At 62.5% G+C, this 25,753-nt stretch carries 27 protein-coding genes; 18 read left to right on the top strand and 9 right to left on the bottom strand.

The window, feature by feature from the left end:
• Positions 1 to 104 precede the first annotated feature (104 nt).
• The 7 genes from DK870_RS11225 to gshB form a co-directional block, all read right to left on the bottom strand.
• Positions 105 to 1,376, bottom strand: a complete 1,272-nt coding sequence (locus tag DK870_RS11225) for a dihydroorotase (RefSeq protein ID WP_104994927.1) — start codon at positions 1,374 to 1,376, stop codon at positions 105 to 107.
• Positions 1,373 to 2,377, bottom strand: coding sequence for an aspartate carbamoyltransferase catalytic subunit (locus DK870_RS11230; protein WP_060753458.1), 1,005 nt, complete (start codon positions 2,375 to 2,377; stop codon positions 1,373 to 1,375). The genes DK870_RS11225 and DK870_RS11230 overlap by 4 nt, the downstream gene beginning before the upstream one ends.
• A 24-nt stretch (positions 2,378 to 2,401) precedes the next feature.
• Positions 2,402 to 2,908: a bifunctional pyr operon transcriptional regulator/uracil phosphoribosyltransferase PyrR gene (gene pyrR, locus DK870_RS11235; protein WP_060753457.1), complete on the bottom strand. Its 507-nt coding sequence runs from the start codon at positions 2,906 to 2,908 to the stop codon at positions 2,402 to 2,404.
• Positions 2,909 to 2,980: 72 nt separating this feature from the next.
• Complete coding sequence (gene ruvX, locus DK870_RS11240) at positions 2,981 to 3,418, bottom strand: Holliday junction resolvase RuvX (protein ID WP_003195067.1); 438 nt, start codon at positions 3,416 to 3,418, stop codon at positions 2,981 to 2,983.
• Complete coding sequence (locus DK870_RS11245; RefSeq protein ID WP_060753456.1) at positions 3,418 to 3,987, bottom strand: YqgE/AlgH family protein; 570 nt, start codon at positions 3,985 to 3,987, stop codon at positions 3,418 to 3,420. The genes ruvX and DK870_RS11245 overlap by 1 nt, the downstream gene beginning before the upstream one ends.
• 67 nt (positions 3,988 to 4,054) lie before the next feature.
• Complete coding sequence (locus DK870_RS11250) at positions 4,055 to 4,960, bottom strand: energy transducer TonB (RefSeq protein ID WP_060753455.1); 906 nt, start codon at positions 4,958 to 4,960, stop codon at positions 4,055 to 4,057.
• 77 nt (positions 4,961 to 5,037) lie between these two features.
• Positions 5,038 to 5,991, bottom strand: a complete 954-nt coding sequence (gene gshB, locus DK870_RS11255; RefSeq protein WP_161548656.1) for a glutathione synthase — start codon at positions 5,989 to 5,991, stop codon at positions 5,038 to 5,040.
• 239 nt (positions 5,992 to 6,230) lie between these two features.
• Between gshB and pilG the strand changes: the two genes are divergently transcribed.
• The 6 genes from pilG (at position 6,231) to DK870_RS11285 (ending at position 16,056) form a co-directional block, all read left to right on the top strand.
• The gene (gene pilG, locus DK870_RS11260; RefSeq protein WP_060753454.1) at positions 6,231 to 6,638 is read left to right on the top strand and encodes a twitching motility response regulator PilG; all 408 of its coding nucleotides are present in this window, start codon (positions 6,231 to 6,233) and stop codon (positions 6,636 to 6,638) included.
• Between the two features lie 46 nt (positions 6,639 to 6,684).
• Complete coding sequence (gene pilH, locus DK870_RS11265) at positions 6,685 to 7,050, top strand: twitching motility response regulator PilH (protein ID WP_003234583.1); 366 nt, start codon at positions 6,685 to 6,687, stop codon at positions 7,048 to 7,050.
• 12 nt (positions 7,051 to 7,062) lie between these two features.
• Positions 7,063 to 7,587: a chemotaxis protein CheW gene (locus tag DK870_RS11270; protein ID WP_161548657.1), complete on the top strand. Its 525-nt coding sequence runs from the start codon at positions 7,063 to 7,065 to the stop codon at positions 7,585 to 7,587.
• Positions 7,584 to 9,635, top strand: coding sequence for a methyl-accepting chemotaxis protein (locus DK870_RS11275; protein ID WP_161548658.1), 2,052 nt, complete (start codon positions 7,584 to 7,586; stop codon positions 9,633 to 9,635). Before DK870_RS11270 ends, DK870_RS11275 begins: the two co-directional genes overlap by 4 nt.
• A gap of 168 nt (positions 9,636 to 9,803) precedes the next feature.
• Positions 9,804 to 15,608 (top strand): Hpt domain-containing protein, encoded by a 5,805-nt coding sequence (locus DK870_RS11280; protein ID WP_161548659.1) that lies wholly within the window; start codon positions 9,804 to 9,806, stop codon positions 15,606 to 15,608.
• Complete coding sequence (locus DK870_RS11285) at positions 15,601 to 16,056, top strand: chemotaxis protein CheW (protein ID WP_104994923.1); 456 nt, start codon at positions 15,601 to 15,603, stop codon at positions 16,054 to 16,056. The genes DK870_RS11280 and DK870_RS11285 overlap by 8 nt, the downstream gene beginning before the upstream one ends.
• A gap of 93 nt (positions 16,057 to 16,149) precedes the next feature.
• On the opposite strand, the gene DK870_RS11290 is transcribed toward DK870_RS11285, so the two are convergent.
• The gene (locus DK870_RS11290) at positions 16,150 to 16,437 is read right to left on the bottom strand and encodes a HigA family addiction module antitoxin (protein WP_060753449.1); all 288 of its coding nucleotides are present in this window, start codon (positions 16,435 to 16,437) and stop codon (positions 16,150 to 16,152) included.
• 14 nt (positions 16,438 to 16,451) lie between these two features.
• Positions 16,452 to 16,730 (bottom strand): type II toxin-antitoxin system RelE/ParE family toxin, encoded by a 279-nt coding sequence (locus tag DK870_RS11295; protein WP_065938127.1) that lies wholly within the window; start codon positions 16,728 to 16,730, stop codon positions 16,452 to 16,454.
• Positions 16,731 to 17,239: 509 nt separating this feature from the next.
• On the opposite strand from DK870_RS11295, the gene DK870_RS11300 reads away from it, so the two are divergent.
• The 12 genes from DK870_RS11300 to mdcH all read left to right on the top strand — a co-directional run bounded on the left by DK870_RS11300 (position 17,240) and on the right by mdcH (position 25,741).
• Complete coding sequence (locus tag DK870_RS11300) at positions 17,240 to 17,479, top strand: DUF6124 family protein (protein ID WP_090368238.1); 240 nt, start codon at positions 17,240 to 17,242, stop codon at positions 17,477 to 17,479.
• A 190-nt stretch (positions 17,480 to 17,669) separates the two neighbouring features.
• On the top strand, positions 17,670 to 17,900 hold the full coding sequence (locus DK870_RS11305; protein ID WP_161548660.1) for a polymorphic toxin type 44 domain-containing protein: 231 nt from the start codon (positions 17,670 to 17,672) through the stop codon (positions 17,898 to 17,900).
• A complete protein-coding gene (locus DK870_RS11310; RefSeq protein WP_161548661.1) occupies positions 17,878 to 18,297 on the top strand; it encodes a hypothetical protein in 420 nt (139 codons plus the stop codon). Before DK870_RS11305 ends, DK870_RS11310 begins: the two co-directional genes overlap by 23 nt.
• Before the next feature lie 350 nt (positions 18,298 to 18,647).
• A complete protein-coding gene (locus DK870_RS11315; protein ID WP_104994920.1) occupies positions 18,648 to 19,277 on the top strand; it encodes a nucleotidyltransferase domain-containing protein in 630 nt (209 codons plus the stop codon).
• Entirely contained in the window at positions 19,240 to 19,674 is a 435-nt protein-coding gene (locus DK870_RS11320) for a hypothetical protein (RefSeq protein WP_060753444.1), read from the top strand. The genes DK870_RS11315 and DK870_RS11320 overlap by 38 nt, the downstream gene beginning before the upstream one ends.
• A 175-nt stretch (positions 19,675 to 19,849) precedes the next feature.
• The gene (gene mdcA / locus DK870_RS11325; protein ID WP_090368242.1) at positions 19,850 to 21,520 is read left to right on the top strand and encodes a malonate decarboxylase subunit alpha; all 1,671 of its coding nucleotides are present in this window, start codon (positions 19,850 to 19,852) and stop codon (positions 21,518 to 21,520) included.
• Positions 21,521 to 22,354, top strand: a complete 834-nt coding sequence (locus DK870_RS11330) for a triphosphoribosyl-dephospho-CoA synthase (protein ID WP_161548662.1) — start codon at positions 21,521 to 21,523, stop codon at positions 22,352 to 22,354. It begins immediately after the preceding gene.
• Complete coding sequence (locus DK870_RS11335) at positions 22,354 to 22,653, top strand: malonate decarboxylase subunit delta (protein WP_161548663.1); 300 nt, start codon at positions 22,354 to 22,356, stop codon at positions 22,651 to 22,653. The genes DK870_RS11330 and DK870_RS11335 overlap by 1 nt, the downstream gene beginning before the upstream one ends.
• The gene (locus DK870_RS11340) at positions 22,646 to 23,488 is read left to right on the top strand and encodes a biotin-independent malonate decarboxylase subunit beta (protein ID WP_104994916.1); all 843 of its coding nucleotides are present in this window, start codon (positions 22,646 to 22,648) and stop codon (positions 23,486 to 23,488) included. The genes DK870_RS11335 and DK870_RS11340 overlap by 8 nt, the downstream gene beginning before the upstream one ends.
• On the top strand, positions 23,485 to 24,255 hold the full coding sequence (mdcE, locus tag DK870_RS11345) for a biotin-independent malonate decarboxylase subunit gamma (protein WP_104994915.1): 771 nt from the start codon (positions 23,485 to 23,487) through the stop codon (positions 24,253 to 24,255). The genes DK870_RS11340 and mdcE overlap by 4 nt, the downstream gene beginning before the upstream one ends.
• On the top strand, positions 24,249 to 24,845 hold the full coding sequence (locus DK870_RS11350) for a malonate decarboxylase holo-ACP synthase (protein WP_104994914.1): 597 nt from the start codon (positions 24,249 to 24,251) through the stop codon (positions 24,843 to 24,845). The genes mdcE and DK870_RS11350 overlap by 7 nt, the downstream gene beginning before the upstream one ends.
• Positions 24,842 to 25,741, top strand: a complete 900-nt coding sequence (gene mdcH, locus DK870_RS11355; protein ID WP_104994913.1) for a malonate decarboxylase subunit epsilon — start codon at positions 24,842 to 24,844, stop codon at positions 25,739 to 25,741. Before DK870_RS11350 ends, mdcH begins: the two co-directional genes overlap by 4 nt.
• The last annotated feature ends 12 nt before the right edge of the window (positions 25,742 to 25,753 follow it).

The raw sequence follows: 25,753 nt of genomic DNA on the forward strand, positions 1-25,753 counted from the left end.
GTGGGAGGGGGCTTGCTCCCGATAGCGGTGGATCAGCCAGTTTTTCTGTCGCTGACCCACTGCAATCGGGAGCAAGCCCCCTCCCACACTTGAGGTGTGAACGATTAAATCGGGTAGGTAATCCGCCCATCCACCAGGGTGTAACGCACCGTCGCCGGCAGGCTATGGCCGATGAACGGGCAGTTTTCGCCCTTGGACAGCCAGTGTTCCCCGGCCACCGTGGAACTGCCCGTGTCAAACAGCACCAGATCCGCCGCAGCCCCCACCGCCAATTTGCCCACCGGCAAGCGCAGCGCCTGGGCCGGGCCTGTGCTCAGGCGTGCCAGCAATGTCGGCAAATCGAGCAAACCTTCATCGACTAACGTCATGGCCAGTGGCAGCAACAACTCGACGCTGCTGATGCCCGGCTCTGTCGCGCCGAAGGGTGCCAGTTTGGCATCGCGCTCATGGGGTTGGTGATGGCTGGAGATCGCCGACACCACGCCGGACTTCACCGCCGCACGCAAACCTTCACGGTCGGCACGGGTGCGCAGTGGCGGCTGCACGTGATACAGGCTGGAGAAGTCGATCAGCGCCTCATCCGTCAGGATCAGTTGATACAGCGCCACATCCGCCGTCACCGGCAAGCCACGGGCCTGGGCCTGCGCGATCAGGGCGACGCCCCGGGCGCTGGTCAGTTGGCTGAAATGCGCGCGTACGCCGCTTTGTTCCACCAGCAGCAGGTCGCGGGCCAGGGCGACGGTTTCGGCGGTCTCCGGGATGCCCGGCAAACCGAGGAAGCTGGCGACGGCGCCTTCATGGGCCAGGCCGCCTTCGGCCAGGTCGTGGTCCTGGGAGTGGAAGACCACCGTCAGGTCGAATGTGGCCGCGTATTCCAGGGCGCGTAACAGCGTGCGGGTGCTGCGAAAGCTTTCCAGGCCATTGCCGAAGGCCACGCAACCGGCGTCGCGCAGGGCGATCAGCTCGGCGAGTTGCTCACCGTCCAGACCCTTGCTCAAGGCGCCGACAGGGAACACTTTGCAATTGCCGGCTTCGCGGGCGCGGTCGAGGATCAACTCGGTCACGGCCGAGGTATCCAGTACCGGCTTGGTATTCGGCGGGCAGCACAGGCTGGTCACGCCACCGGCGGCGGCGGCGCGGGTTTCACTGGTGATGTTGCCTTTGCGGCTGTAGCCCGGTTCACGCAGGGCGACGTTCAGGTCCACGAGGCCCGGAGCGGCCACCAGGCCCTTGGCGTCGATGGTCTCGTGGGCGCTGAAACCGCTGGGCGCGGCACCGATGGCGATGATCTTGCCGGCTTCCAGGTGAAGATCGACAACTTGATCCAGGCCACTGGCCGGATCGATGACACGGGCGCCGAGAATGCTGAGCTTCACTGGGCGTTCTCCTGCTCGAATTGACGTTGCGCGGTTTGCCCGCTCATGGCCATGGACAGTACCGCCATGCGGACCGCGATGCCGTAGGTCACCTGGTTCAAGATCACCGACTGCGCACCGTCGGCCACCGCCGACTCAATCTCCACGCCACGGTTGATCGGGCCTGGGTGCATCACGATGGCATCTGGCTTGGCGCCGGCCAGGCGCGCAGTGGTCAGGCCGAACAGGCGGTAGAACTCGCCTTCGCTGGGCAGCAGGCCACCAGCCATGCGCTCGCGTTGCAGGCGCAGCATGATCACCACATCCACATCCTTGAGCCCTTCGGTCATGTCGGTATAGACCTTCACGCCGTATTGCTCGATGCCGATGGGCAGCAGGGTTTTCGGGGCGATCACACGGATGTCCGGGCAGCCCAGGGCTTTCAGGGCGAGCATGTTCGAGCGAGCAACCCGCGAGTGCAGGATGTCGCCGACGATGGCCACCGAGAGGTTTTCAAAGCTGCCCTTGTGCCGACGAATGGTCAGCATGTCGAGCATGCCCTGTGTCGGGTGGGCATGACGGCCGTCGCCGCCATTGATGATCGCCACCTGCGGGCATACGTGCTCGGCGATGAAGTGCGCGGCGCCGGAGTCGCCGTGGCGGACCACGAACATGTCGGCGGCCATGGCTTCCAGGTTACGCAGGGTGTCGAGCAGGGTTTCGCCCTTGCTCGCCGACGAGGTAGACACGTTCAGCGTGATCACGTCGGCCGACAGCCGTTGGGCGGCCAGTTCAAAGGTAGTGCGGGTGCGGGTGGAGTTCTCGAAGAACACATTACAGATCGTCTTGCCGCGCAGCAGCGGGACCTTCTTCACCGCCCGGCCACCGACTTCGAGGAACGAGTCGGCCGTGTCGAGGATTTCGGTGAGCAGTTCGCGGGGCAAACCGTCGAGGGACAAGAAGTGTTGCAACTGACCCTGAGCATTGAGCTGCAGCGGGCGCTTGGCATCTAGAGGCGTCATCGCGGGGACTCTTTACAAGGCGGTTTAAAGGGCGAGGTCTTGCAGTTCGAGTTCGAGCGGCGTGGGACCGGACAATTTTACCCGCTGGTGGGCCTGCAGCGACAGTGTGGCACCGACCACATCCGGGCTGATCGGCAATTCGCCAGCATCCAGGTCCAGCAGGCACACCAGCGTCACGCTGGCTGGGCGACCGTAGTCGAACAATTCGTTCATGGCGGCACGGATGGTGCGTCCGCTCATCAGTACGTCGTCGATCAACACCAGGTGCTGGCCTTCAATCTCGAACGGCAGGGCCGAAGGGCGCACTTGCGGGTGCAGGCCGTTCTGGCTGAAGTCGTCGCGGTAGAAGGACACGTCCAGAGTGCCGAGCGGCGACTCGCTGCCCAGCGCTTCCAGCAAGGCTTGGGCCACCCAGACACCGCCGGTGCGGATGCCGATGAAGCGCGGTTCGCTGATGCCGCGGTGTTGCAGATGGGCCGTAAGGCGCGTCGCCATCTGGCTGATCAGGTCGGCGGGATTGGGCAGGCTCATGGGTGCTCCTTCTAGGTCTCGCGCTGGCAAGATCCGGGCTCAAACGTAAAAAGACGCGGCAAGCCGCGTCAGTCAGGATTCAAATAAAGCGGTGTTTTCGTCCAGCCAACCCTGCAGCAACAGGGCGGCGGCAATAGCGTCCACGGGGTTGTCGCGGTAGCTGCCTTTCTGGCCGCCACGGTCGCGGCGCTCGCCCTTGGCTTCAAAGGTGGTGAGGCGTTCATCATGGGTATAGAAGGGCAGGTTGTAGCGCCCATTGAGACGGCGGGCGAACTTTTCGGCGCGCAGGCACATGTCGCTGGGGGTACCGTCCATGTTCAAGGGCAGGCCGACCACGACGGCGTCGGGTTTCCACTCCTTGATCAGGGCTTCGACCTGGTTCCAGTCCGGCACGCCGTTCTGGGCTTTCAAGGTACACAGCTCGCGGGCCTGGCCGGTAATTACCTGGCCGACCGCTACGCCGATCTGTTTGGTGCCGTAGTCAAAACCGAGGATCAGACGCAAAGCCATCAGGCGTGCCCCGCCTGGCTGGTCAGCAGGTTGAGGTTGACGCGCAGCTTGGCGGCGGCCGCTTCCAGGCGCAGTTCACTGGCGGTGTTGAACAGAATGTCGGCATCGAAGGGGCAGGTCAGCCAGGCGTTACTGGCCAGTTCCGCCTCCAGTTGCCCGGCCTCCCAGCCGGCGTAACCGAGGGTGATCACGCTTTGCTCAGGGCCAACGCCGTCGGCAATGGCGAACAGCACATCCTGGGACGTGGACAACGACACACCTTCCAGATCGACCGTGGCCTGGAACTTCGGCCCGGTGGGGTGCAGCACAAAACCGCGATCGGTTTGCACCGGCCCGCCGATATAGATCGGTACGCCCTGGCAGCGGGCCGGTGGGTCAACCTCCGGTCGCAGTTGCTCGAGGATGTCGGCCAGGTTCAGCTCTTGCGGGCGGTTCACCACCAACCCCATGGCACCCTTGGCGGTGTGCTCGACGATATAGGTCAGGGTCTGCGCAAAGTTCGGGTCGGCCATATGGGGCATGGCGATCAGGAATTGGTGCTTGAGGTAGGTCGGGTTGACGTTTTTCATGTCCACTAGTGTGGCGTTGGAGGGGCTAACTGACAAGCTGGGGATGTGCGGCAAATGGCAATTGTCATCAATTGCTGGACAACCGATCACCCCGGGCGAACTTCCAGGTGCGGATGATTTCCAGGCGGTCCACGTCGTTCAAGTCACCGCTGAACGGCGCAAAGGGCGCTGCCAGGCGCACGATGCGCTGGGCGGCCTGGTCGAGCAGGGGCTGGCCGGACGACTCCAGCACTTGCACCTCATAGAGCGTGCCGTCGCGGTTGATCGACACCAGCAAGCGCAGATTGCCGTAGATCTGCTGGCGCCGTGCCTCATCCGGGTAATTGAGGTTGCCGATGCGTTCGACCTTCTTGCGCCACTCGTCCTTATACCAGGCACCCTTGTCGCGCATGGTCGAGGCAGCGTTCAAGCGATAGATGCGTGGGCGCTTGGCATAAAGTTGTTGTTCGTTGGCCAGCTCCGCCTCCAGGCTGGAAATCTGGTCGGAGAGCTGCGAGCTGTCGAAAGTCGGCGCCGGTTTCACCGGCTCGGGTTGCGGCTCGGTCTTGGTCTTCTCGCGCTGGGCCGGGGCTTTTTGCGGTTTGGGTGCGACGGTGGTCACGGCAGGTTTGGGCGTGGCTTGCTTGACCTCGGGCTTGGGCGTCGGCGGTGGGGTGACTTTATTGACCTTGTTGTCCTGGAATGGCGCCACTTCGGTGGTCTTGGGCACCGCTTTCTTGTCCAGGGTGCCGCTGCCTTGCTGGTTTTCCTGTGCCAGAAAGTCTGCTTTCTCGGGCTTTTTCTCGCTCTTGAACGTGGCGAGGGTGATCTCCAGGGTCTTGGTGATCTGCTTGGGTTCGGCGAAGGTGAAACCCAGGCCGAGGAGCAATGCGAGGTGGACCAGTGCCGCGAGGAACAGGGTAAATCCAAGCCGATCAGCCGGGCGCACGCCGCTGTGGGAGAGTTCGGGGGGCAGATTGGACGGGAGGGTCATGGCAAGAAAACCAACATCGCGCGTTTCACAGGTGGCGCATGATAACGCAATGTTGGTTTGTGTCCGGCTGTTCTATGTCACTTGGCTTGTAGCTTGCGCTCAATCGCCGCCATCAGCATTTCGCCGATATTCGTGCCGAAAGCATTGTCGATCTCGCGAATGCAGGTCGGGCTGGTGACGTTGATTTCGGTGAGGTTTTCGCCGATGACATCCAACCCGACGAACAGCAGGCCCTTTTCACGCAGGGTGGGGCCGACCTGGGCTGCAATCCAGCGATCCTTTTCCGACAGAGGGCGCGCTTCACCGCGACCACCGGCCGCCAGGTTACCGCGCGTCTCGCCCGCCGCCGGGATGCGTGCCAGGCAATAGTCCACCGGTTCGCCGTCGATCATCAGGATGCGTTTGTCGCCGTCCTTGATCGCCGGCAGATAGGCCTGGCCCATGATCTGCTGGGTGCCCAGGGCGGTCAGGGTCTCCAGGATCACCGACAGGTTCGGGTCACCGGCGCGGTGGCGGAAGATCGACGTGCCGCCCATGCCGTCCAGCGGCTTGAGGATCACGTCACCGTGCTTGGCGGAAAATTCACGCAATACATCGGCGCGACGGCTGACCACGGTCGGCGGAGTGCACTGTGGGAACAGCGTGGCAAACAGCTTTTCATTGCAGTCACGCAGGCTCTGCGGCTTGTTGACGATCAGTACCCCGGCGCGCTCGGCCTGTTCCAGCAGGTAGGTGGAGTAGACGAATTCCATGTCGAACGGCGGGTCCTTGCGCATCAGGATCACATCCAGATCGCTCAGCGGGCTGTCGATTTCGTCCGCAAGTTCGAACCACTTCTCAGGGTTGGCAAACACCTGCAGCGGGCGCATGCGTGCGCGGGCTTCGCCGTCGCCCTGGTACAGGTCGCGCTGCTCCATATAGAACAACGTCCAACCGCGGGCCTGGGCGGCCAGGAGCATGGCCAGCGAGCTGTCCTTTTTATAGGAAATGCTGGCGATAGGGTCCATGACAATGCCGACGCGAACGCTCATGGGGGATTTCCTCTAGCAAATAAGGGCGCATAAAAGTGGCGTCAGAGTGGCGCTGCGGCTGTTGTGGGTCAAGGAAAAACCACTGGGCGGGCCGCTCGATAGATTGCGCCCTGAGACTGTGCTAAAAAGACTGCCACGGCGCAGCAGCCCTCCAATTCCAAGGCTTCTGGCGTTCATCCTGTGCAACATCAGGCAGTACACACCGAAAACCGATTCGCTGTGGCGATGGTAGAGCAGATATGGAACAGCATTCCCACGCCTTGAGAGTGATGGTGATCGACGATTCGAAAACGATCCGCCGCACCGCCGAGACCCTGTTGAAGAACATGGGGTGCGAGGTCATCACGGCCATCGATGGTTTTGATGCCTTGGCGCGGATTGTGGATCATCACCCGCACATTATCTTCGTCGACATCATGATGCCGCGCCTGGATGGCTATCAGACCTGCGCACTGGTGAAGAACAACCCGGCGTTCAAGTCGATCCCGGTGATCATGCTGTCCTCCAAGGATGGCCTGTTCGACAAGGCCAAGGGGCGTATCGTGGGTGTCGATCAGTTTTTGACCAAGCCTTTCAGCAAGGAAGAGCTGCTGAGCGCGATCAAGGCCTACGTGCCTGCCTTCGCCGCAGTAGAACAAGCACACTGATACCGCCTCACAAGGGCCGGCATCCATCAAAGTAATGGGGAAAACCATGGCACGTGTTCTGATCGTCGACGATTCGCCGACCGAAATGTACAAACTGACCGGCATGCTGGAAAAGCATGGCCACCAGGTACTGAAAGCCGAAAACGGCGCGGACGGCGTGGCCCTGGCCCGCCAGGAAAAACCCGACGCCGTGCTGATGGACATCGTGATGCCGGGTCTCAATGGCTTCCAGGCCACCCGTCAGTTGTCCAAGGAGCCGGAAACCAACGGCATCCCGATCATCATCATCACCACCAAAGACCAGGAAACCGACAAGATCTGGGGCGCACGCCAGGGCGCCAAGGATTACCTGACCAAGCCGGTGGATGAAGACACCCTGATCGCCACCCTGAACAAGGTGTTGGCCGGCTGACGGTTCACCATCATGACCGAGTCGCAAACCGCCTTCGAGTTGCTGCTGGACATCGACCGCCGCTGCCGCCTGCTGGCCGCCGACCTGCCGTCCCAGGAAACCCGCCAGCAGCGCTGGAGCGGGATCGCCTTTCGCGTGGGGCCGAACGGTTATGTGGCGCCCATGGGCGAAGTCGCCGAGGTGCTGCATGAACCGCGTTGCACCTTGATGCCCGGGGTCAAACCCTGGGTCAAGGGCGTGGCCAACCTGCGCGGGCGCCTGCTGCCGGTGATGGATCTGGGTGGGTTCCTCGGCCTTGAGCGGTCACCGGCGCCCAAGCAGCGGCGGGTGCTGGTGGTGGAGTTCAACGACCTGTTCGTCGGTCTGCTGGTGGATGAGGTGGTGGGCATGCAGCATTTCGCGCAAGACGCATTGATGGCGAGCGCCAACCCTGGCGCGCCGTATATTCAAGGCCAGTTCGGCGGCGATCCGCCGTGGCAGGTCTTCAGCCCCTTCGCTCTGGCCCAGGCCCCAGGTTTCATGGATGTCGCCGCATGACCACCGCTACCACGTCCAAAACCGAGGCTGGGTCGCGCAGCCGTTCGCAGATCATCGTGCTGTTTATCGCGTTGATCGTGTTCATCATGCTGCTGTTTGCCAACTTCGCGTACCTCAACACCCAGTCCACCTACGACAAGCAGTACATCGGCCACGCCGGTGAGTTGCGCGTGCTGTCGCAGCGTATCGCCAAGAACGCCACCGAAGCCGCCGCCGGCAAGGCTGCTGCGTTCAAGTTGCTGGGCGATGCACGCAATGACTTTGCCCAGCGTTGGGGTTACCTGAAAAAAGGCGACCCGCAAACCGGCCTGCCGGCGGCGCCCCACGCCGTGCGTGCCGAAATGCGTGCGGTGCAGACCGACTGGGAAGCGCTGCTGAAAAACACTGACGCGATCCTTGCCAGCGAACAGACCGTGCTGTCCCTGCACCAAGTGGCTGCGACCCTGGCCGAAACGGTGCCGCAGTTGCAGATGGAGTCGGAAAAAGTCGTCGACATCCTGCTGCAACGCGGCGCCCCGGCCAGCCAGGTGGTGTTGGCCCAGCGCCAGTCGCTGTTGGCCGAACGTATCCTCGGCGCGGTGAATACCGTGCTGGCCGGCGACGATACCTCGGTACAGGCCGCCGATGCCTTTGGCCGCGATGCCAACCGTTTCGGCGAAGTGCTCAATGGGATGCTCCAGGGCAACCCAGGGTTGCGCATCAGCCAGGTCGAGGACCACGATGCCCGGGCGCGGCTGGCGGAAATTGCCGAGCTGTTCGAGTTCGTCTCCGGTTCCGTGGATGAGATCCTTGAAACCTCGCCGCAACTGTTCCAGGTACGGGCCTCGGCGAGCAATATCTTCAACCTTTCGCAAACCCTGCTCGATGAAGCCTCGCACCTGGCCACCGGCTTTGAAAATCTCGCCGGCGGGCGCAGCCTCGACACCATTGGCGGCTACGTGCTGGGCCTGCTGGCGCTGACTTCGATCATCCTGATCGGCTTGGTGATGGTGCGCGAAACCAACCGGCAGCTGCATGAAACCGCCGAAAAGAACGAGCGCAACCAGAACGCGATCATGCGTCTGCTCGATGAGATCGAAGATTTGGCCGACGGCGACCTGACCGTCACGGCCTCGGTGACTGAAGATTTCACCGGCACCATTGCCGACTCCATCAACTATTCCGTGGACCAATTGCGCGACCTGGTCGCCACCATCAACCTCACGGCCGGGCAAGTGGCCGGTGCGGTGCAGGACACCCAGGCCACCGCCATGCACCTGGCCCAGGCTTCGGAGCACCAGGCCCAGCAGATCGCCGAGGCGTCCACCGCAATCAAGCAAATGGCCCAGTCCATCGATCAGGTGTCGGCCAATGCCGCCGAATCCTCGGCGGTGGCCGAGCGCTCGGTGGAGATTGCCAACAAGGGCAACGAGGTGGTGCACAACACCATCCACGGCATGGACAACATCCGCGAACAGATCCAGGACACCGCCAAGCGCATCAAGCGCCTGGGTGAGTCGTCCCAGGAAATTGGCGATATTGTCAGCCTGATCGACGACATCGCCGACCAGACCAACATCCTCGCCCTCAACGCCGCGATCCAGGCGAGCATGGCCGGGGATGCCGGGCGCGGGTTTGCGGTGGTGGCCGATGAAGTGCAACGGCTGGCCGAGCGTTCGTCGGCCGCGACGCGGCAAATCGAGACCCTGGTGCGCGCGATCCAGGCCGACACCAACGAAGCCGTGATCTCCATGGAACAGACCACCACCGAAGTGGTACGTGGCGCGCGACTGGCCCAGGACGCCGGCGTCGCGCTGGAAGAGATCGAGGGCGTATCGAAAACCCTGGCGGCGCTGATCCAGAGCATCTCCAACGCGGCGCAACAGCAGACGTCGTCGGCTGGGCAGATTTCCCTGACCATGAACGTGATCCAGCAGATCACCACCCAGACGTCGTCGGGTTCCACCGCCACCGCTGAAAGCATTGGCAACCTGGCAAAAATGGCCAGCCAGTTGCGCAGGTCGGTATCCGGGTTCACCTTGCCGGCGGCCAAGCAAACCGATGATTGAAACGCGATGCAACTGTGGGAGGGGGCTTGCTCCCGATGGCGGTGCATCAGTCACCTGAGCCATTGGCTGAACCACCGTCATCGGGAGCAAGCCCCCTCCCACAGTTGGCCGCCGCAGGCCACAGGTTTCAAGAACACCAGCCACTCATGAATTCTAAGCGGAGCAGTTATGGTTGATCGGCACGACTACGTGGCCCTCGAATGGGTCAAGGGCGACATTGCCGAAACCCTGAAACAGGCTCGTTCGGCGCTGGACACATTTGTCGAAACCGGCGACAGCGAAGCCATCGACGAGTGCCTGGCCGGTATCCACCAAGTGCAGGGTGCGCTGCAAATGGTCGAATTCTACGGTGCCGCCTTGCTCGCCGAAGAACTCGAAGAGCTGGCCCTGGCGTTCCAGGCCGGGCGTGTCGGCCAGCGCGATGAAAGCATCCGCCTGCTGCAACAGGCCCTCGGCCAATTGCCGCTGTATCTGGACCGCGTCCACAGTGCCCGGCGTGACCTGCCGCTGGTGGTACTGCCGCTGCTCAACGACCTGCGCAGCGCGCGCGGTGAAAGCCTGCTGTCGGAAACCAGCCTGTTCAGTCCGCAACTGCTGACGATTGCGCCGTTGAGCGATGAGGTCCTGGCGCAACGTGCGCCGCCTGAACTGCATGAGCAACTGCGCCAGTGGCACCAACTGCTGCAACAAGCCTTGGCCGGCCTGCTGCGTGAAGATCACGGCCCCAGTAACCTGGTGGACATGGCGCGGGTCTTTGCGCGCCTCGAAGCGTTGTGCCAAGGCGCGCCGTTGTTGCCGTTGTGGCAGGTCACCTCGGCGCTGGTCGAAGGCATGCTCACCGGGGTGATCGCCAACAGCCCGGCTTTGCGCAGCCTGCTCAAGGCCAGCGACAAACAACTCAAGCGCCTGCTGGCCCAGGGGATCGGCGGGATCAACCAGCCGGCACCGGATGAACTGCTCAGGAGCCTGCTGTTCTACGTGGCCAAGGTCACTCGGCCGACGCCGCGCATGCAAAGCCTCAAGGAGCGCTACGGCCTGGACGAAGCCTTGCCCGACAGCGCCGTGGTCGATGCCGAGCGTGCGCGCCTGGCCGGGCCGGATCGCGACGGCATGGGTTCGGTACTCGGCGCTTTGTGTGAAGAGCTGGTGCGGGTCAAGGAGCGCCTGGATCTGTTCGTGCGCAGCGACCGGCAACACACCAGCGATCTTGATGCGTTGCTGGCGCCGCTGCGCCAGATAGCCGATACCCTGGCGGTACTCGGGTTTGGCCAACCGCGAAAGGTGATCATCGATCAACTGGCCGTGGTCCTCAGCCTTGTCCAGGGGCAGCGCGAGCCCAACGATGCGGTGCTGATGGACGTCGCCGGTGCCTTGCTGTACGTCGAGGCCACTCTGGCGGGCATGGTCGGCACCGTTGAACCGCAAAGCCGTGAAGAAAGCCGTCTGCCCACGACCGACCTGACCCAGGTTCACCAACTGGTGATCCGCGAATCCTGCCAATGCCTGCGGCAAGCGCAGGAGCTGGTCATCGACTGCATCGAAGCGGACTGGGACCGCCAGCGCCTGGAGTCGCTGCCGCAGCTGTTGAGCCAGGTGCGCGGTGCGCTGGCGATGATTCCCCTGCCACGGGCGGCCAGCCTGATGCGGGGTTGCTCGGATTACGTCGACGAACAGTTGATGCTCAGCGACAGCCCTCCTGCCGAGGTGCAATTGGGGCATTTTGCCGAGGTGGTCAGCAGCCTGGAATACTACCTGGAGCGCATGCTCCAGGACCCTGACGCTTCGGGTGAGCGGGTGCTTGAGCTGGCGACCCAGGGTCTGGCCGCGCTGGGTTACCTGCCTGCCGAAAAGCCCTGGCGCCAGGCGCTGGTCGCGCCCGATGGGGCGCTGTCGGCCGAGATCATCCCCAGCCAGTCCCAGTTCGATGCGTTGGCCAGCCCGGCCTCGCGCTTGAACCCGCCGGCCCTGCACCGCCCCGGCAGCTTGCTGCCGCCACCGGCCGACGAAGAACCGATTGACGATGAGCTGCGCGAGGTCTTCCTCGAAGAAGTCGACGAAGTGCTCGAGGTGTTGCACCGCTACCTGCCGGACAGCGCCGACAAAACCGCCCAGGGCGAAATGCGCCGGGCGTTCCACACCCTCAAGGGCAGCGGTCGCATGGTGCGCGCGCTGGTCCTGGCCGAGCTGGCCTGGGCGGTGGAAAACCTGCTCAATCGGGTCCTGGAGCGCAGCGTGACCCTTGGCCTTGAAGTGCAACAGGTGCTGGATGAAGCGGTGGCCCTGTTGCCGACACTGGTCGCCGACTTCGCCAACGACGAGCAGCGCCAGCGCGATGAAGTCGATGCCCTGGCGGCCCGCGCCCATGCCTTGGCCAGCGGCGCCGAACCGCATGACCCGCTGTTGCTGGAGATCTTCCGCAACGAAGCCCAGAGCCATCTCGAGAGCCTCAACCAGTTCCTGCAACAGGCCGCCGAACACGTGCCGCTGCAAGTCAGCGATGAGCTGCAACGCGCCCTGCATACGCTCAAGGGCAGTGCCTATATGGCCGGTGTGCTACCCATCGCCGAACTGGCGCGCCCCCTTGACCACCTGACCCGCGAATACAAAGCTCACCGCCTGCCGCTGGACCTGGACGAAGTGGAGTTGCTGCTGGAGGCCGAAGGCTTGTTCCAGCGTGGGCTGCGTGATTTGGACAGCGACCCCCTGGCGCCGATAAAAGGCGCGCAAGACCTGATCAGCCGTACCCAAGGCCTGCTCGATCAACAACTGCAAGCGTTGCTCGACGCACCCAATACTGGCCTGCGTACCAAGCGCGACCCGCAATTGATCACCAACTTCCTGGCCCAGGGCATGGATATCCTGCTCGACGCAGAAAGCCTGTTACGGCGCTGGCAGCAGCACCCTGGCGAGCGCCAGGAACTGACGGCGCTGCTGGACGAATTGACCACCCTGGGCGAGGGCGCACACGACGCCGACCTGCACAGCATCGACGCACTCTGCGAAGCCTTGCTCGACCTGTATGGCGCCGTGGAAGAGAGCAGCCTGGCGGTCAGCGAACGGTTTTTCCAGGAGGCCGAACAGGCCCATGAAGCGCTGATCAACATGCTCGACCAACTGGCCGCCGGCCAGGAAATCAGCCCGGCACCGGCGCGGGTCGAAGCCTTGCGCGAGCTGCTGGATGAAGCCCTCGACCCCTCCGCCACCGGCCTGATCAAACGTGACGGCAGCCGCGCTCCGAGCATTACCGAACTGGGCGCCGCGACTGCAAGGCTCGACCATGACACGGCCATGGACGATGAACTGGTCGAGATCTTCCTGGAAGAAGCGGTCGATATCCTCGACAGCGCCGGGCAGTCGCTCAAGCGCTGGTTACTGGAGCCCGACAGTGTCGCCCCGTTGTCGTCATTGCAACGCGATCTGCACACCCTCAAGGGCGGTGCGCGCATGGCCGAAATAGGGCCGATCGGCGACCTGGCCCATGAGCTGGAGGGCCTTTATGAAGGCCTGGTGGACCGCCGCTACAGTTATTCCACCGAGCTGTCCCAGGTGCTGATGGCCTGCCACGAGCGGCTGGCCTTGCAACTCGAAGAACTGCAACACCACCAACCCTTGAGCGACAGCGGCGAGCTGGTCGCCAGGGTGCGCGCATTGCGCCAAGGCAGCACTGCGCCCGCTGCCGCCACGGCAGCGCCCACCCAGGGCGCCGACCCTGAGCTGCTGGATATCTTCCTCGAAGAAGCCGCCGATATTCTCGACAGCTCCGGCAGTGCGCTGGCGCGTTGGCAGGCTGAGCCGAGTAATCGTCAGGAGGTGGAAACCCTGCTGCGTGATCTGCACACCCTCAAGGGCGGTGCGCGCATGGTCGAAATCGCGCCGATTGGCGACTTGGCGCATGAACTGGAATTTCTCTGCGAAGGGTTATCCGCCGGCCAGCTGGCGCCTTCCGCCGAACTGTTCGCGTTACTGCAAGGCTGTCATGACCGCCTGGCGCAGATGATCGACGCCGTGGCACAGGGGTTGCCGGTAGGCTCGGTGGACAAGCTCATCGGGCGCATCAAAAGCCTGGTGCAGGCCGGCGACGAGCCGCCGGTACCGGTCGCCTTGCCCGGCGGCAAGACCGAGGCTGCGGTCGACCCTGCGGCGGACATGGTGAAAATCTCCGCCGACCTGCTGGACGACCTGGTTAACCTGGCCGGCGAAACTTCGATCCTGCAGGGGCGCATCGAGCAGCAAGTCAACGACGCACGCGTTGCCCTCAATGAGGTGGAGACCACGATCGAGCGCATGCGCGACCAGTTGCGTCGCCTCGAGACTGAAACCCAGGGCCGTATCCTCAGCCATCAGCAGGCCGAGGCCGAGCGCCTGGGCTATGAGGAGTTCGACCCGCTGGAAATGGACCGCCATTCGCAGCTGCAACAATTGTCGCGAGCGCTGTCGGAGTCGGCGTTCGACCTGTTGGACCTCAAGGAAACCCTCGACCGCCGCAATCAGGACGCCCACAACCTGTTGCAGCAACAAGCCCGCATCAACACCGAGTTGCAGGAAGGCTTGATGCGCACGCGCATGGTGCCGTTTGAACGGATGCTGCCGCGCCTCAAGCGTATCGTGCGGCAGGTGGCGGAGGAGTTGGGCAAGGACGTGGAGTTCGTGGTCGGCAATGCCGAGGGCGAAATGGACCGCAACGTGCTGGAACGCATGGTGGCGCCGCTGGAACACATGTTGCGCAACGCCGTCGACCATGGCCTGGAGTCGCGCGAGGTACGGCTGTTGGCCGGCAAGCCGGAGAAGGGCCGCATCACCTTGGACCTGACCCACGAAGGCGGTGATATTGTCTTCGACATGCGCGACGACGGCGCCGGCGTGCCCTTGGACGCGGTGCGGCGCAAGGCGATCAAGCGCGGCCTGCTGGCTCCTCAGCAGGAGATGAGCGACCGCGATGTGTTGCAGTTCATTTTGCAGCCAGGCTTTTCCACTGCGGAAAAAATCACGCAGATTTCCGGGCGTGGCGTCGGCATGGACGTGGTGCATGAAGAAGTGCGCCAACTGGGCGGCTCGATGGTGATCGATTCGACACCGGGCATGGGCGTGCACTTCCGTATTCGCCTGCCGTTTACCGTCTCGGTCAACCGTGCGCTGATGGTGCAATGCGCCGACGATCAATACGCGATCCCGCTCAACACTATTGAGGGGTTGGTGCGCGTGCTGCCCCATGAACTGGCGGGGCACTATCAGCAAGACCCACCGAGTTATGAATACGCCGGCCAGCGCTACGAATTGTTTTACCTTGGCGATCTGTTGCATACCGGCGCCCGCCCGAAATTGCTCGGCCAGTACCAGCCGGTGCCGGTGCTGCTGGTGCAATGCAATGAACGTCACGTGGCGGTACACGTGGACGCCATGGCCGGTACGCGAGAGATCGTGGTGAAAGCCCTGGGGCCACAGTTTGCGGGCGTGCAGGGTTTGTCCGGGGCGACGATCCTGGGTGACGGACGCGTGGTGCTGATCATCGACTTGCTCGCCCATATCCGCGCCCGGCAACCGGCCTTGCCGGCCCAGGTGGTCGATGCGCCGCTGGTGCTCAACGACCCGCTGAAAAAGCGCCCGCTGCTGGTGCTGGTGGTGGACGACTCGGTCACTGTGCGCAAAGTCACCAGCCGCCTGCTGGAGCGCAACGGCATGAACGTCCTCACTGCCAAGGACGGCATCGATGCCATTGCCGTGCTTGAAGAACACACGCCGGACCTGATGCTGCTCGACATTGAAATGCCGCGCATGGACGGCTTTGAAGTGGCGATGCAGGTGCGCAACGACCCGCGCCTGATGCGCCTGCCGATCATCATGATCACCTCGCGTACCGGCCAGAAACACCGCGATCGCGCCATGGCCATTGGTGTCAACGACTACCTCGGCAAGCCGTATCAAGAGTCGGTGCTGCTGGAAAGCATCGCCTATTGGAGCAAGTCCCATGCTTGACCACCGTGCCAGCCTAGTCACCGGCCTGCTGCTACCTCTGGCTGACCGCCACCTGGTGTTGCCCAACGTCGCCGTGGCCGAACTCATCGACTTCCAACGCGGCGAACCGGCCAGCGATGCACCCCCTTGGTATTTGCGGCAAGTCACCTGGCGCGATCGGCAGTTGCCGCTGATCAGTTTTGAAGCGGTGTGCGGTGAAGCCATCGTCACAAGCGAACGCTCGCGGATCGTGGTGCTGAATACGCTGGGTGGGCGGCCGACATTGAAGTTCATTGCGATGGTGATCCAGGGGATTCCCCGCTCGTACAAGCTCGACAGCCAGTTGAGCTATGTGGACGTCCCCCTGTGCCCCCTGGAGTTGGCGGCGGTGCAGGTGGGGGAGCATGTGGCGAAGGTGCCGGACTTGATGGGGCTGGAAGCGCTGCTGGTCGAGTCCGGCCTGGCCTGAATTGCTCTGTTTTCAGGCCTTGTACGAATCAACGTGTGGGGGGAGGCCACGTCGCGGGCCGGTTGATCTGCTGCGTCTGTACGTTCGTGTTTGCTACTCAGGCCGCACAAACCGCTCAATCACCGGCTGCTCCCGATGTTCGGCCTGCCACAGGTCGTAGGCACTTTGCATCGACAACCATAACTGGGCAGTACTTACGCCGGCCCGTTCCAGCCGAACGGCAAGGTCCGGGCTGACCGGGGCGCGGCCATGCAAGATCCTTGAAAAGGTTTCTCGCGCGAAGCCGAGGCGCCGCGCCATTTCCGTGATAGTGATACCCAGCGAGGGAACCACATCCTCAAGCAGAATTTCACCTGGGTGAGGTGGGTTGTGCATACCCATATCGATACCTCCACTCAGTGGTAGTCAAGATAATCGACCAATTCGACCTGGTCGTCGAACATCCGAAAAATGATGCGCCAGTTACCACTTATGCTGACGGACCAGTAGTCGATCAGGTCGCCCTTCAAACGATGGAAGCGCCAGCCAGGCAGGTCCAGCGCATCAGGGTGCTCGGCTTTGTCCAGAATGAGCAGAACACGGCGCAAGCGCTTTGCATGGTTTGCGTTGATGCCTCTGGTTGAACCGGTCTCATAGAAGGCCCTAAGGCCCTTATGTTTCCAGCTGACGATCATGGCGTAATTGTGATGTGATGCATCACGCCCTGCAATGACCTTGCATCGAATTTAACAGTCGGATTCATGATGCCTGCCCGTGGCACGATTCGGATGGAAAAGGCTAGAGAGGCGAGTTCCGAGCAACAACCTGAAAAGCCTGTCGGAGCATTCTTTGCTGCCTGTAGGGGTAATGAGGGGAGGCGGTTGCTCAGGATTTCTCCTGCAAGATTTTGGGCCGTGCATGAACTTGTCGCGTGCAGTCGGCGCGCCTAGTCTTCGTCCCGTCATCGCAAAAAACGGTGACACGGACGTGCAAGTCCGGTTACATGTCGGCGCACCAGCGCCCATAGCCATTCAGTGGGCGTTTTTATGTCTGCTGTACTTGTTATGGCGGCTGTGCGTGGGAGATTCTTCGGGATCTGCCGGGGTCCGATATGCCCGGTCTTGCACACCTGCGCACGGCTGCCACCTTAATTCGCGTGCAAGCGGAAGAGGGCAGTTTCCATCCCATATCGGAGCTGCGAATCATGATCAAACCTACGCCTCACCCACCAATCTTCACCGTAAACCCTCATCAAAACACCGAAACCCTGCTGGTCAACGCCAGCGAAACCCTGTCCTCCCTCAACGTTCTCACCTGCAATCTGGCTTTTGACTTGGACACGTCCCAGCGCGCCGTTATGCTCGGGATCCAGCAAATGGTGGAGTTGGGGCAGTTGTTGGTGGATCGTGCGCTGGAGCAAGTCAGCCCGTCGCCGGAAGTGTGAAGCGGTCCCTCTGCGGGACTGCTTACTGACAAACACCACTGAGCGAGTGTGGGAGGGGGCTTGCTCCCGATAGCGGTGGGTCAGCCAAGGATGTATCGACAGGCAGCAAGCCATCGGGAGCAAGCCCCCTCCCTCCCACACACAAATATGTTCGCTTCCAGACCTAGGCATGCCATAGGTCGTAGGCACTTTGCATCGACAGCCAGAGGCGTTCGGCAACTTCAACTATGGGGTTACCGGCACGGTGCTGGGCATTCCGGAAGGCTTGCTGTTGCGAGCGGCCGGTGCTGCGCAAAAGGCGGCGGGGACGTCCCGGGCGGAGTTTGGAGACTGGTGGGGAGACGCGCCGTACGGCGATGATCAGATTGACCAGCACTGGATCAAGGAGGGTATCGAATATGCGAAAAGCCAAGGATATTAAATGGCCGGTTCAAGGCCTGCTCAACGGGCTGCTGGTGATGTGTCTCGGGTACTTGGCGATCAGTTGGTTGATGAGCTCCGGTACGCCGCAGTTGGATGAGGTAGTACTCAAGTATTCCCTGGGTAACGGCACCTCTATCTACGGCGCTCGGGATGGTCAGGGGGGCGCGACGGTGGGTTTTTCCTACAGGTACTACGTGCATAAGGATCTGGGAAATGATCAGGAACTACTCAAGACATTGGTCTCGGCACATCCCTTTCTGAAAACCCAGGAGCCCACTGTGCAAGTCAGTGGGCATGAGGGCGTGCTTCGCTTGGATGTTCGGGGGCGAGTGTATGAGTACAGCAGCTACGTTCTTGAAAGCCTTGGAGGAGTCAAGGTGGTGATGGCGTTGTGATTGACCGATGCTGCGCGTTGGGCCTGCAACATTCAATGTAGTGAGCGGGCTTGCCCGGCGCTGGGTGGCGCATCCGCCCCAAACCCAGGCGCCTCGGTCTATCTGAAACACCCCAGCGTCCCTGTTGGGGCGGCTTCGCCACCCAGCGCGGGACAAGCCCGCTCACTACAGGAAGTGTTTTTGCCTTGAGCACGTGGGCGCACCAGCGTCTATAGCCATTCAGTGGGCGTTTTTTATGTCTGCTGTACTTGTGATTGCGGCTGTGCGCGGGAGATCCCTTGTGCTTTAAAACTTGATCGTTCCCAAAATGGGACCTATCGTTCCCTTTTTGGGACTCTTTGGCCGCCGTCATGCATACCTTGCCGCTCAGCACTGTGCTCTTTACCGTCACTCAGCAAAAAGTGCTTGGCCTGCTTTACGGCAAGCCCGATCAAAGTTTCTTTACCAATGAAATCGCACGCTGGGCCCAAGTGGGCAAGGGCAGTCTCACCCGTGAGCTGGAGCGTTTGCAGTTGGCAGGTATCTTGAACATGACACGCCAGGGCAATCAGACCCACTACCAAGCCAACCCCCAATGTCCGATTTACTCGGAGTTGTTGGCCATCGTGCGCAAGACCTTGAGCCTGGACGAGCCATTGCGTAATGCACTGACACCGTTTGCCGAACAGATAACCTGGGCCTTTATCTACGGTTCCATCGCCAAGGGCGAGGCGCACTCATCCAGTGACATAGATCTCATGTTGGTTGGCGAAAGCCTCAACTACAGTGAAGTCATGGAGCAGTTGATGCCGCTGGAAGAACAGCTGGGCCGCACCATCAACCCGACGCTTTACACCCCTGAAGACTGGATAGGCAAATGGCATGCGGGGAACAGTTTTGTACGGCGGGTCATGCAGCAGGACAAGATCAACCTGATTGGGGACAACCCCCTGGAACCCACGGATGGACAACAAGGCAAACCTGGAGAACCTGCAACGTAGTGGTGGCTTAAAGGCTGAACCGCCGGATCGCAAGGAGTGCGATGGGTTGATGCGTTCAGCCAGGGATCGGTTGAAGGACGCTGGTAATCCACAGTTATCGTTCGCCAGTCGTTTCGATCTGGCCTATAACGCCGCTCATGCTCTCGCTCTCACGGCGCTACGCCTGCAAGGGTATCGCTCTGAGAAACGCTATCTGGTCTTTCAATGCCTGATTCATACCTGCGACGTGAGTAAGGTGGCGGTGAGGTTGCTGGCGCTATGTCATGAGCGTCGTAACCTGGCGGAGTACGAAGGTTATATGGATGAAGACGATTCGCTGTTAGCCCAGTTGATTGACAACGCGAGGACATTGCTGAGTAGCGTGGAGTATCTGTTGGCGAGCTATCAGTGGGAATGACTTGATCAAATGTGGGAGTACTTGAAAACCGCCAACCCTCCCATAGAACGTGAATGCCTGTATTCATTCGGGTTATCGTTAACCCAAGCGTAATAGTCCAACGACCAGCTTGATTGATACCCCCCAGTTTCACTCCTAAGGTACAGCCCACGACAGCAATCCTCGTGGAGCGACCATGACAACAACAATCACCCCCGACTCGCGCTGGACGCGGCGGCGCGACGAGAAGCAGCGGCGCCTCGGGTTGGTCCGGCAATACGCAGACGGGGCCGTGCTGGCCAGTGACAAAATCGTCGAGGCCCTTGAAGCCCTGATCCTCCCCGGCGACCGCGTCGTGCTGGAAGGCAACAACCAGAAGCAGGCCGATTTCCTCTCGCGCTCCCTGGCCAAGGCCGACCCGGCCAAGCTCCACGACTTGCACATGATCATGCCCAGTGTCGGCCGTTCCGAGCACCTGGACCTGTTTGAAAAAGGCATCGCCCGTAAGCTGGATTTCTCTTTCGCCGGCACCCAATCCCTGCGCATCAGCCAGTTGCTGGAAGATGGCCTGCTGGAAATCGGCGCGATCCACACCTACATCGAACTCTATGCGCGACTGGTGGTGGACCTGATCCCCAACGTGGTGCTCTCCGCCGGTTTCATGGCTGACCGCGCCGGCAACATCTACACCGGCGCGAGTACCGAAGACACCCCGGCTTTGATCGAGCCCGCTGCGTTCAGCGATGGCATCGTCATCGTGCAGGTCAATCAGTTGGTGGACGACGTTACTGACTTGCCCCGCGTCGATATCCCGGCGAGCTGGGTGGATTTTGTGGTGGTGGCCGACAAGCCGTTCTACATCGAACCGCTGTTTACCCGCGACCCGCGCCACATCAAGCCGGTGCATGTGCTGATGGCGATGATGGCGATCCGCGGCATCTACGAAAAACACAACGTGCAGTCGCTCAACCACGGCATCGGTTTCAACACCGCCGCGATTGAATTGATTCTGCCCACCTATGGCGAATCCCTCGGTCTCAAAGGCAAGATCTGCCGTAACTGGACCCTGAACCCACACCCAACCCTGATCCCGGCCATCGAAAGCGGCTGGGTGCAGAGCGTGCATTGTTTCGGCACCGAGCTGGGCATGGAAAACTATATCGCCGCACGGCCCGATGTATTTTTCACCGGCCGTGATGGCTCGATGCGCTCCAACCGGATGTTCTGCCAACTCGCCGGCCAATACGCGGTGGACCTGTTTATCGGCGCCACCCTGCAAGTGGACGGTGATGGGCATTCCTCCACCGTCACCCGTGGCCGCCTCGCCGGTTTCGGTGGCGCGCCGAACATGGGCCACGACCCACGCGGCCGCCGGCATGGCACACCGGCCTGGCTGGATATGCGCCACGACGACGCGCCGGAAGCCTTGCTTGAGCGCGGCAAAAAACTCGTGGTGCAAATGGTCGAGACCTTCCAGGAAGGGGGCAAACCCACCTTCGTCGACACGCTGGATGCGGTGGAAGTCGCCCGTAAAAGCGGCATGCCGCTGGCGCCGATCATGATCTACGGCGATGACGTCACCCACCTGCTCACCGAAGAAGGCATTGCCTACCTGTACAAGGCGCGCTCGCTGGAAGAGCGCCAAGCGATGATCGCCGCCGTTGCAGGCGTAACGGCCATCGGCATGCGCCATAACCCCAAGGACACCGCACGCATGCGTCGTGAAGGTTTGATCGCCTTGCCCGAAGACCTCGGCATCCGCCGTACCGACGCCACCCGCGAGCTGTTGGCCGCCAAGAGCGTGGCCGACCTGGTGGAGTGGTCCGGTGGTTTGTACAACCCGCCCGCCAAGTTCAGGAGCTGGTAAATGCGCGCCCTCAAATTGCATGAACTCAGCCTCGCCGATCGGCTGGCCGACCTGGCCGTCGATGCGCTGATCGATGAGGCCGACCTGTCGCCCAAACCCGCCTTGGTGGACCGTCGCGGCAACGGCGCCCACAGCGATCTGCACCTGGGCCTGATGCACGCCTCGGCGTTGTCGTTGTGGCCGATGTTCAAGGCCATGGCCGAGGCGGCGATCGAATTCGGTGAAATCGGCCTGCCCCTGCGCGAAGCCCTCGGGCGGCTGGGGCGCGAAGGTGAGCAAGCGATGCTGATCACCACTCAAGGCGTGAACACTCATCGTGGGGCGATCTGGGCGCTCGGTCTGCTTACCGCCGCCGCCGCGTTGCAACCCCGCGCTGTCACGCTGACTGCCGCCAGGCTGGCCCTGCTCAATGACCGCTATGCCCCGCAACCCTTGAGCCACGGCGCACAAGTTGCGCAACGCTACGGCGCGCGCGGTGCTCGCGAGGAAGCCCAGCTCGGCTTCCTTTCGGTGATGCAACGCGGCTTGCCGCAACTGCGTAAAAGCCGCCTGCAAAACGTCGGTGAGCAGAACGCTCGGCTGGACGCGCTGTTGGCGATCATGACCGAGCTGGCCGACACCTGCGTGCTCTACCGTGCCGGCCCTGAAGGGATCAGCGCCATGCAGCAGGGTGCCCAAGCCGTGTTGGAGGCTGGCGGCAGCGCAACCCTCGCCGGACGCCGCCGACTGCACGAGTTGGACCTGCAACTGCTGGCCCTGAATGCCTCCCCCGGCGGCGCTGCCGACCTGTTGGCCGCCTGCCTGTTTATCGACCGCCTCGACGGAGCGTTGTGATGGAAACCTTATCCTTTGAATTCCCCGCCGGGGTGCCGCCCAAAGGCCGTGCATTGGTGGGATGTGTCGGTTCGGGAGACCTGGAAGTGCTGCTGGAGCCAGGCACGGCGGGCACGCTGACGATCCAGGTGCAAACCTCGGTGAATGGCGCCGAACAACGTTGGCGTCATCTGTTTGAGCGGATTTTCCAGGAGCAGACGCCACCGGCGTTGCGCATTGATATTCACGATTTCGGCGCGACGCCCGGCGTGGTGCGGCTGCGCCTGGAGCAGGGTTTCGAGGAGGTCGGGCATGACTGACTTGCTCGCTAAACACAGCTTCGTCGAATTGGGCGCTCGTCAGCGGGCCAAGGCATTGCTGGACGCCGGCTCCCTGCGCGAACTGATCGATCCGTTCCAGCGCGTGATGTCGCCCTGGCTCAGTCGCCAGGGCGTGGTACCCCAGGCCGACGATGGCGTGGTGATCGCCAAGGGCAGCATGGCCGGGTTGCCGGTAGTGATCGCGGCCATCGAAGGGAATTTCCAGGGCGGCAGCCTCGGTGAAGTCGGTGGCGCAAAAATCGCTGGCGCCTTGGAGCTGGCGGCCGAAGACAACCGCAACGGTGTGCCCACGCGTGCCGTGCTGTTGCTGGAAACCGGTGGCGTGCGCCTGCAGGAAGCCAACCTGGGCCTGGCCGCGATTGCCGATATCCACGCGGCGATTGTCGACCTGCGCCAATACCAGCCCGTGGTCGGCGTGGTGGCCGGCAGTGTCGGTTGCTTTGGCGGCATGTCCATCGCGGCCGGGCTGTGCAGCTACCTCGTTGTCACCCGTGAAGCCCGCCTGGGCCTGAACGGCCCGCAAGTGATCGAGCAGGAAGCGGGCCTGGATGAGTATGACTCCCGTGACCGGCCTTTCATCTGGAGCCTCACCGGAGGGGAGCAACGCTTTAACAGTGGCCTGGCCGACCGCTATGTCGCGGACGATGCCGTGCAGATCCAGCAGACCGTCACCGCGCTGCTGCAACAAGGCTTACCCGCTCAACAGCGCAGCCGTCAGGCCGAGTACTACTTGGCGCGCCTGGCCGAACTGGACGCCACGCCGCAGATCGATCCGGCGACGGTGCGCAAGCTGTATCAAGGAGAACTCCCATGAGAGGCTTGCAGTGGTTCAACGCATTGAGCGCCGGGGCGACGCCTGTTGAGGGCTTGCCGGCTTCATTGAGGGTCGCCGACGCTGCCTTGGGCGGGCAAGCCGTGCGCTTTATCGCCGTGGTCACCGACCCACAAAACCGCTTTGCCCGTGCCCGCAATGGGGAAGTCGGCTTGCTCGAAGGCTGGGGCCTGGCCAAGGCGGTGGATGACGCCATCGCCCGTGGCGACCGGCGTCCGATCATTGCCATCGTCGATGTGCCCAGCCAAGCCTACGGGCGTCGCGAAGAAGCCCTCGGCATTCATCAGGCCCTGGCCGCCGCCGCCGACAGTTACGCCCGCGCTCGCTTGGCCGGGCACCCGGTGATTGCGCTCTTGGTGGGCAAGGCCATGTCGGGTGCGTTTCTCGCCCACGGCTACCAGGCCAATCGCTTGATCGCCCTGCGCGACCCGGGTGTGATGGTGCATGCCATGGGCAAAGCTTCTGCCGCGCGGGTGACCCTGCGCAGCGTCGAAGAGTTGGAAGCCCTGGCTGCCAGCGTGCCGCCCATGGCCTACGACATTGACAGTTATGCCAGCCTCGGTTTGCTCTGGGAGACGCTGTCGGTCAGCCAGATCGAACAGCCTACGGCGGATGATGTGGCGCGGGTCAGCGACTGCCTGGTGCACGCGATCAAGGATATCGCCAGCACCGATCTGAGCGGGCGCCTGGGCGCCTCCAATCGCGCCGCCTCCAGCCACGTACGCCAACTGCTGCGGGAGCAATGGTGAACGCGCACGATTTGCTCTGGGGCATGACCCCGGCGCAACTGCCTGCCGATGCACCGGCCTGGGCGCTGGACGCGATCAGCGCCGGCCACCCGGTGGTGGTGCGTCGCGCCATCACCGAGCCTGGCTCTGTGGCGGTCGGTGTGCGTGGGCGTTTACGCGAGCAACGTTTTGCCACGACCATGCCCCTGCACTCGGTGCAGCGCAGCGTCACGCCGCAAGCCCTGCGTGAGCGCCGCTCGTCGCGGGAGATGCCGGCATTGCGCGCGCTTGATCAACTGCGCCCGTTGCTGGCGTCTTTGGACTGGGGCGTCAGCGGCAGCGCCGGCTTTGAGTTGGCCAGCGGCATCGAGGCGCTGCATGCCCAAAGCGATCTGGATTTGATTCTGTGTACACCTGAACCGCTTGATCGGCATGCCGCGCGGGACCTGCTGGCGTTGTTGAACACGGCCGTGTGTGCGGTGGACCTGCAACTGCAAACGCCCTTCGGCGCGGTCGCTTTACGCGAATGGGCTGGCCCGTCACGCCGCGTGTTGTTGAAAACCGTCAGCGGTGCGCACCTCGTATTCAACCCCTGGCAGGCCGTGGCATGAGCAGCCTGCTGGTGTTTCCGGGGCAGGGCGCGCAACGGCCGGGCATGCTCCAGCCATTGCCTGCCGCTGTGCTGGATGAAGCCAGCGATACCTTGGGCGAGGACGTTCGCCAACTCGATTGCGCGCAAGCCCTTGAGTCGACGCGCGCCGTGCAACTGTGCCTGTTGATCAGCGGGGTGGCCCATGCCCGCCAGCTGCAATACACACCGGATTACGTGGCGGGCCTCTCCATCGGTGCTTATCCGGCCGCGGTGATCGCCGGTGCCCTGGATTTTGCCGACGCGGTCAGACTGGTCAGCCTGCGCGGCGAACTGATGCAGCAGGCTTATCCACAAGGGTATGGCATGACGGCGATCATCGGTGCGCAGTTAGCCACCGTCGAAGCCTTGCTGACCGCTATCCACAGCCCGCAAACCCCGGTGTACCTGGCCAATATCAATGCCGACAACCAGGTCGTCATTGCCGGCAGCAACGCGGCGATGGCGCTTGTCGCCGAGCGCATCAAGGGCAACGGCATTGCCAAGCGCCTGGCGGTGAGCGTGCCGTCCCACTGCGCGCTGCTGGAGCAACCCGCCCAGGTGTTGGCACAAGCCTTCGTTGCACTCAAGGCGCCTCGCATCACCTACCTGAGCAGCACGCGTGCCCGACCTATCCACAACCCCGAGCAACTGCGCGATGACCTGGCGTTCAACATGTGCCGCATCGTCGATTGGCGCGGCACCGTGCAAAGCGCCTATGAGCGCGGCGTGCGCCTGCAAATCGAATTGCCGCCGGGCTCCGTGCTGACCGGCCTGTCACGCCGGGTGTTCGAGCAAGGCACGGTGATCGCCTATGAAGGCGCGCGCCTGGACACCTTGCAGGCCCTGCTGCAAGAGGAGGAACGCCGCCACCGATAAAGCCCCACCCAA

It is taken from the genome of Pseudomonas sp. Q1 (assembly GCF_009935975.1).
Lineage (GTDB): Bacteria > Pseudomonadota > Gammaproteobacteria > Pseudomonadales > Pseudomonadaceae > Aquipseudomonas > Aquipseudomonas palleroniana.

What these genes read in the sequence shown, in the direction of transcription:
- DK870_RS11330 (WP_161548662.1), top strand. Translation starts at nt 21,521, where the DNA reads ATGCGCGCCCTCAAATTGCATGAACTCAGCCTCGCCGATCGGCTGGCC.
- DK870_RS11290 (WP_060753449.1), bottom strand. Translation starts at nt 16,437, where the DNA reads ATGGGTATGCACAACCCACCTCACCCAGGTGAAATTCTGCTTGAGGAT.
- DK870_RS11350 (WP_104994914.1), top strand. Translation starts at nt 24,249, where the DNA reads ATGGTGAACGCGCACGATTTGCTCTGGGGCATGACCCCGGCGCAACTG.
- DK870_RS11285 (WP_104994923.1), top strand. Translation starts at nt 15,601, where the DNA reads ATGCTTGACCACCGTGCCAGCCTAGTCACCGGCCTGCTGCTACCTCTG.
- mdcA (WP_090368242.1), top strand. Translation starts at nt 19,850, where the DNA reads ATGACAACAACAATCACCCCCGACTCGCGCTGGACGCGGCGGCGCGAC.
- DK870_RS11295 (WP_065938127.1), bottom strand. Translation starts at nt 16,730, where the DNA reads ATGATCGTCAGCTGGAAACATAAGGGCCTTAGGGCCTTCTATGAGACC.
- DK870_RS11250 (WP_060753455.1), bottom strand. Translation starts at nt 4,960, where the DNA reads ATGACCCTCCCGTCCAATCTGCCCCCCGAACTCTCCCACAGCGGCGTG.
- DK870_RS11270 (WP_161548657.1), top strand. Translation starts at nt 7,063, where the DNA reads ATGACCGAGTCGCAAACCGCCTTCGAGTTGCTGCTGGACATCGACCGC.
- DK870_RS11310 (WP_161548661.1), top strand. Translation starts at nt 17,878, where the DNA reads ATGCGAAAAGCCAAGGATATTAAATGGCCGGTTCAAGGCCTGCTCAAC.
- mdcH (WP_104994913.1), top strand. Translation starts at nt 24,842, where the DNA reads ATGAGCAGCCTGCTGGTGTTTCCGGGGCAGGGCGCGCAACGGCCGGGC.
- mdcE (WP_104994915.1), top strand. Translation starts at nt 23,485, where the DNA reads ATGAGAGGCTTGCAGTGGTTCAACGCATTGAGCGCCGGGGCGACGCCT.
- pilG (WP_060753454.1), top strand. Translation starts at nt 6,231, where the DNA reads ATGGAACAGCATTCCCACGCCTTGAGAGTGATGGTGATCGACGATTCG.
- DK870_RS11280 (WP_161548659.1), top strand. Translation starts at nt 9,804, where the DNA reads ATGGTTGATCGGCACGACTACGTGGCCCTCGAATGGGTCAAGGGCGAC.
- DK870_RS11275 (WP_161548658.1), top strand. Translation starts at nt 7,584, where the DNA reads ATGACCACCGCTACCACGTCCAAAACCGAGGCTGGGTCGCGCAGCCGT.
- DK870_RS11340 (WP_104994916.1), top strand. Translation starts at nt 22,646, where the DNA reads ATGACTGACTTGCTCGCTAAACACAGCTTCGTCGAATTGGGCGCTCGT.
- DK870_RS11300 (WP_090368238.1), top strand. Translation starts at nt 17,240, where the DNA reads ATGATCAAACCTACGCCTCACCCACCAATCTTCACCGTAAACCCTCAT.
- DK870_RS11320 (WP_060753444.1), top strand. Translation starts at nt 19,240, where the DNA reads ATGGACAACAAGGCAAACCTGGAGAACCTGCAACGTAGTGGTGGCTTA.
- DK870_RS11335 (WP_161548663.1), top strand. Translation starts at nt 22,354, where the DNA reads ATGGAAACCTTATCCTTTGAATTCCCCGCCGGGGTGCCGCCCAAAGGC.
- pilH (WP_003234583.1), top strand. Translation starts at nt 6,685, where the DNA reads ATGGCACGTGTTCTGATCGTCGACGATTCGCCGACCGAAATGTACAAA.
- DK870_RS11245 (WP_060753456.1), bottom strand. Translation starts at nt 3,987, where the DNA reads ATGAAAAACGTCAACCCGACCTACCTCAAGCACCAATTCCTGATCGCC.
- gshB (WP_161548656.1), bottom strand. Translation starts at nt 5,991, where the DNA reads ATGAGCGTTCGCGTCGGCATTGTCATGGACCCTATCGCCAGCATTTCC.
- ruvX (WP_003195067.1), bottom strand. Translation starts at nt 3,418, where the DNA reads ATGGCTTTGCGTCTGATCCTCGGTTTTGACTACGGCACCAAACAGATC.
- DK870_RS11315 (WP_104994920.1), top strand. Translation starts at nt 18,648, where the DNA reads ATGCATACCTTGCCGCTCAGCACTGTGCTCTTTACCGTCACTCAGCAA.
- DK870_RS11230 (WP_060753458.1), bottom strand. Translation starts at nt 2,377, where the DNA reads ATGACGCCTCTAGATGCCAAGCGCCCGCTGCAGCTCAATGCTCAGGGT.
- pyrR (WP_060753457.1), bottom strand. Translation starts at nt 2,908, where the DNA reads ATGAGCCTGCCCAATCCCGCCGACCTGATCAGCCAGATGGCGACGCGC.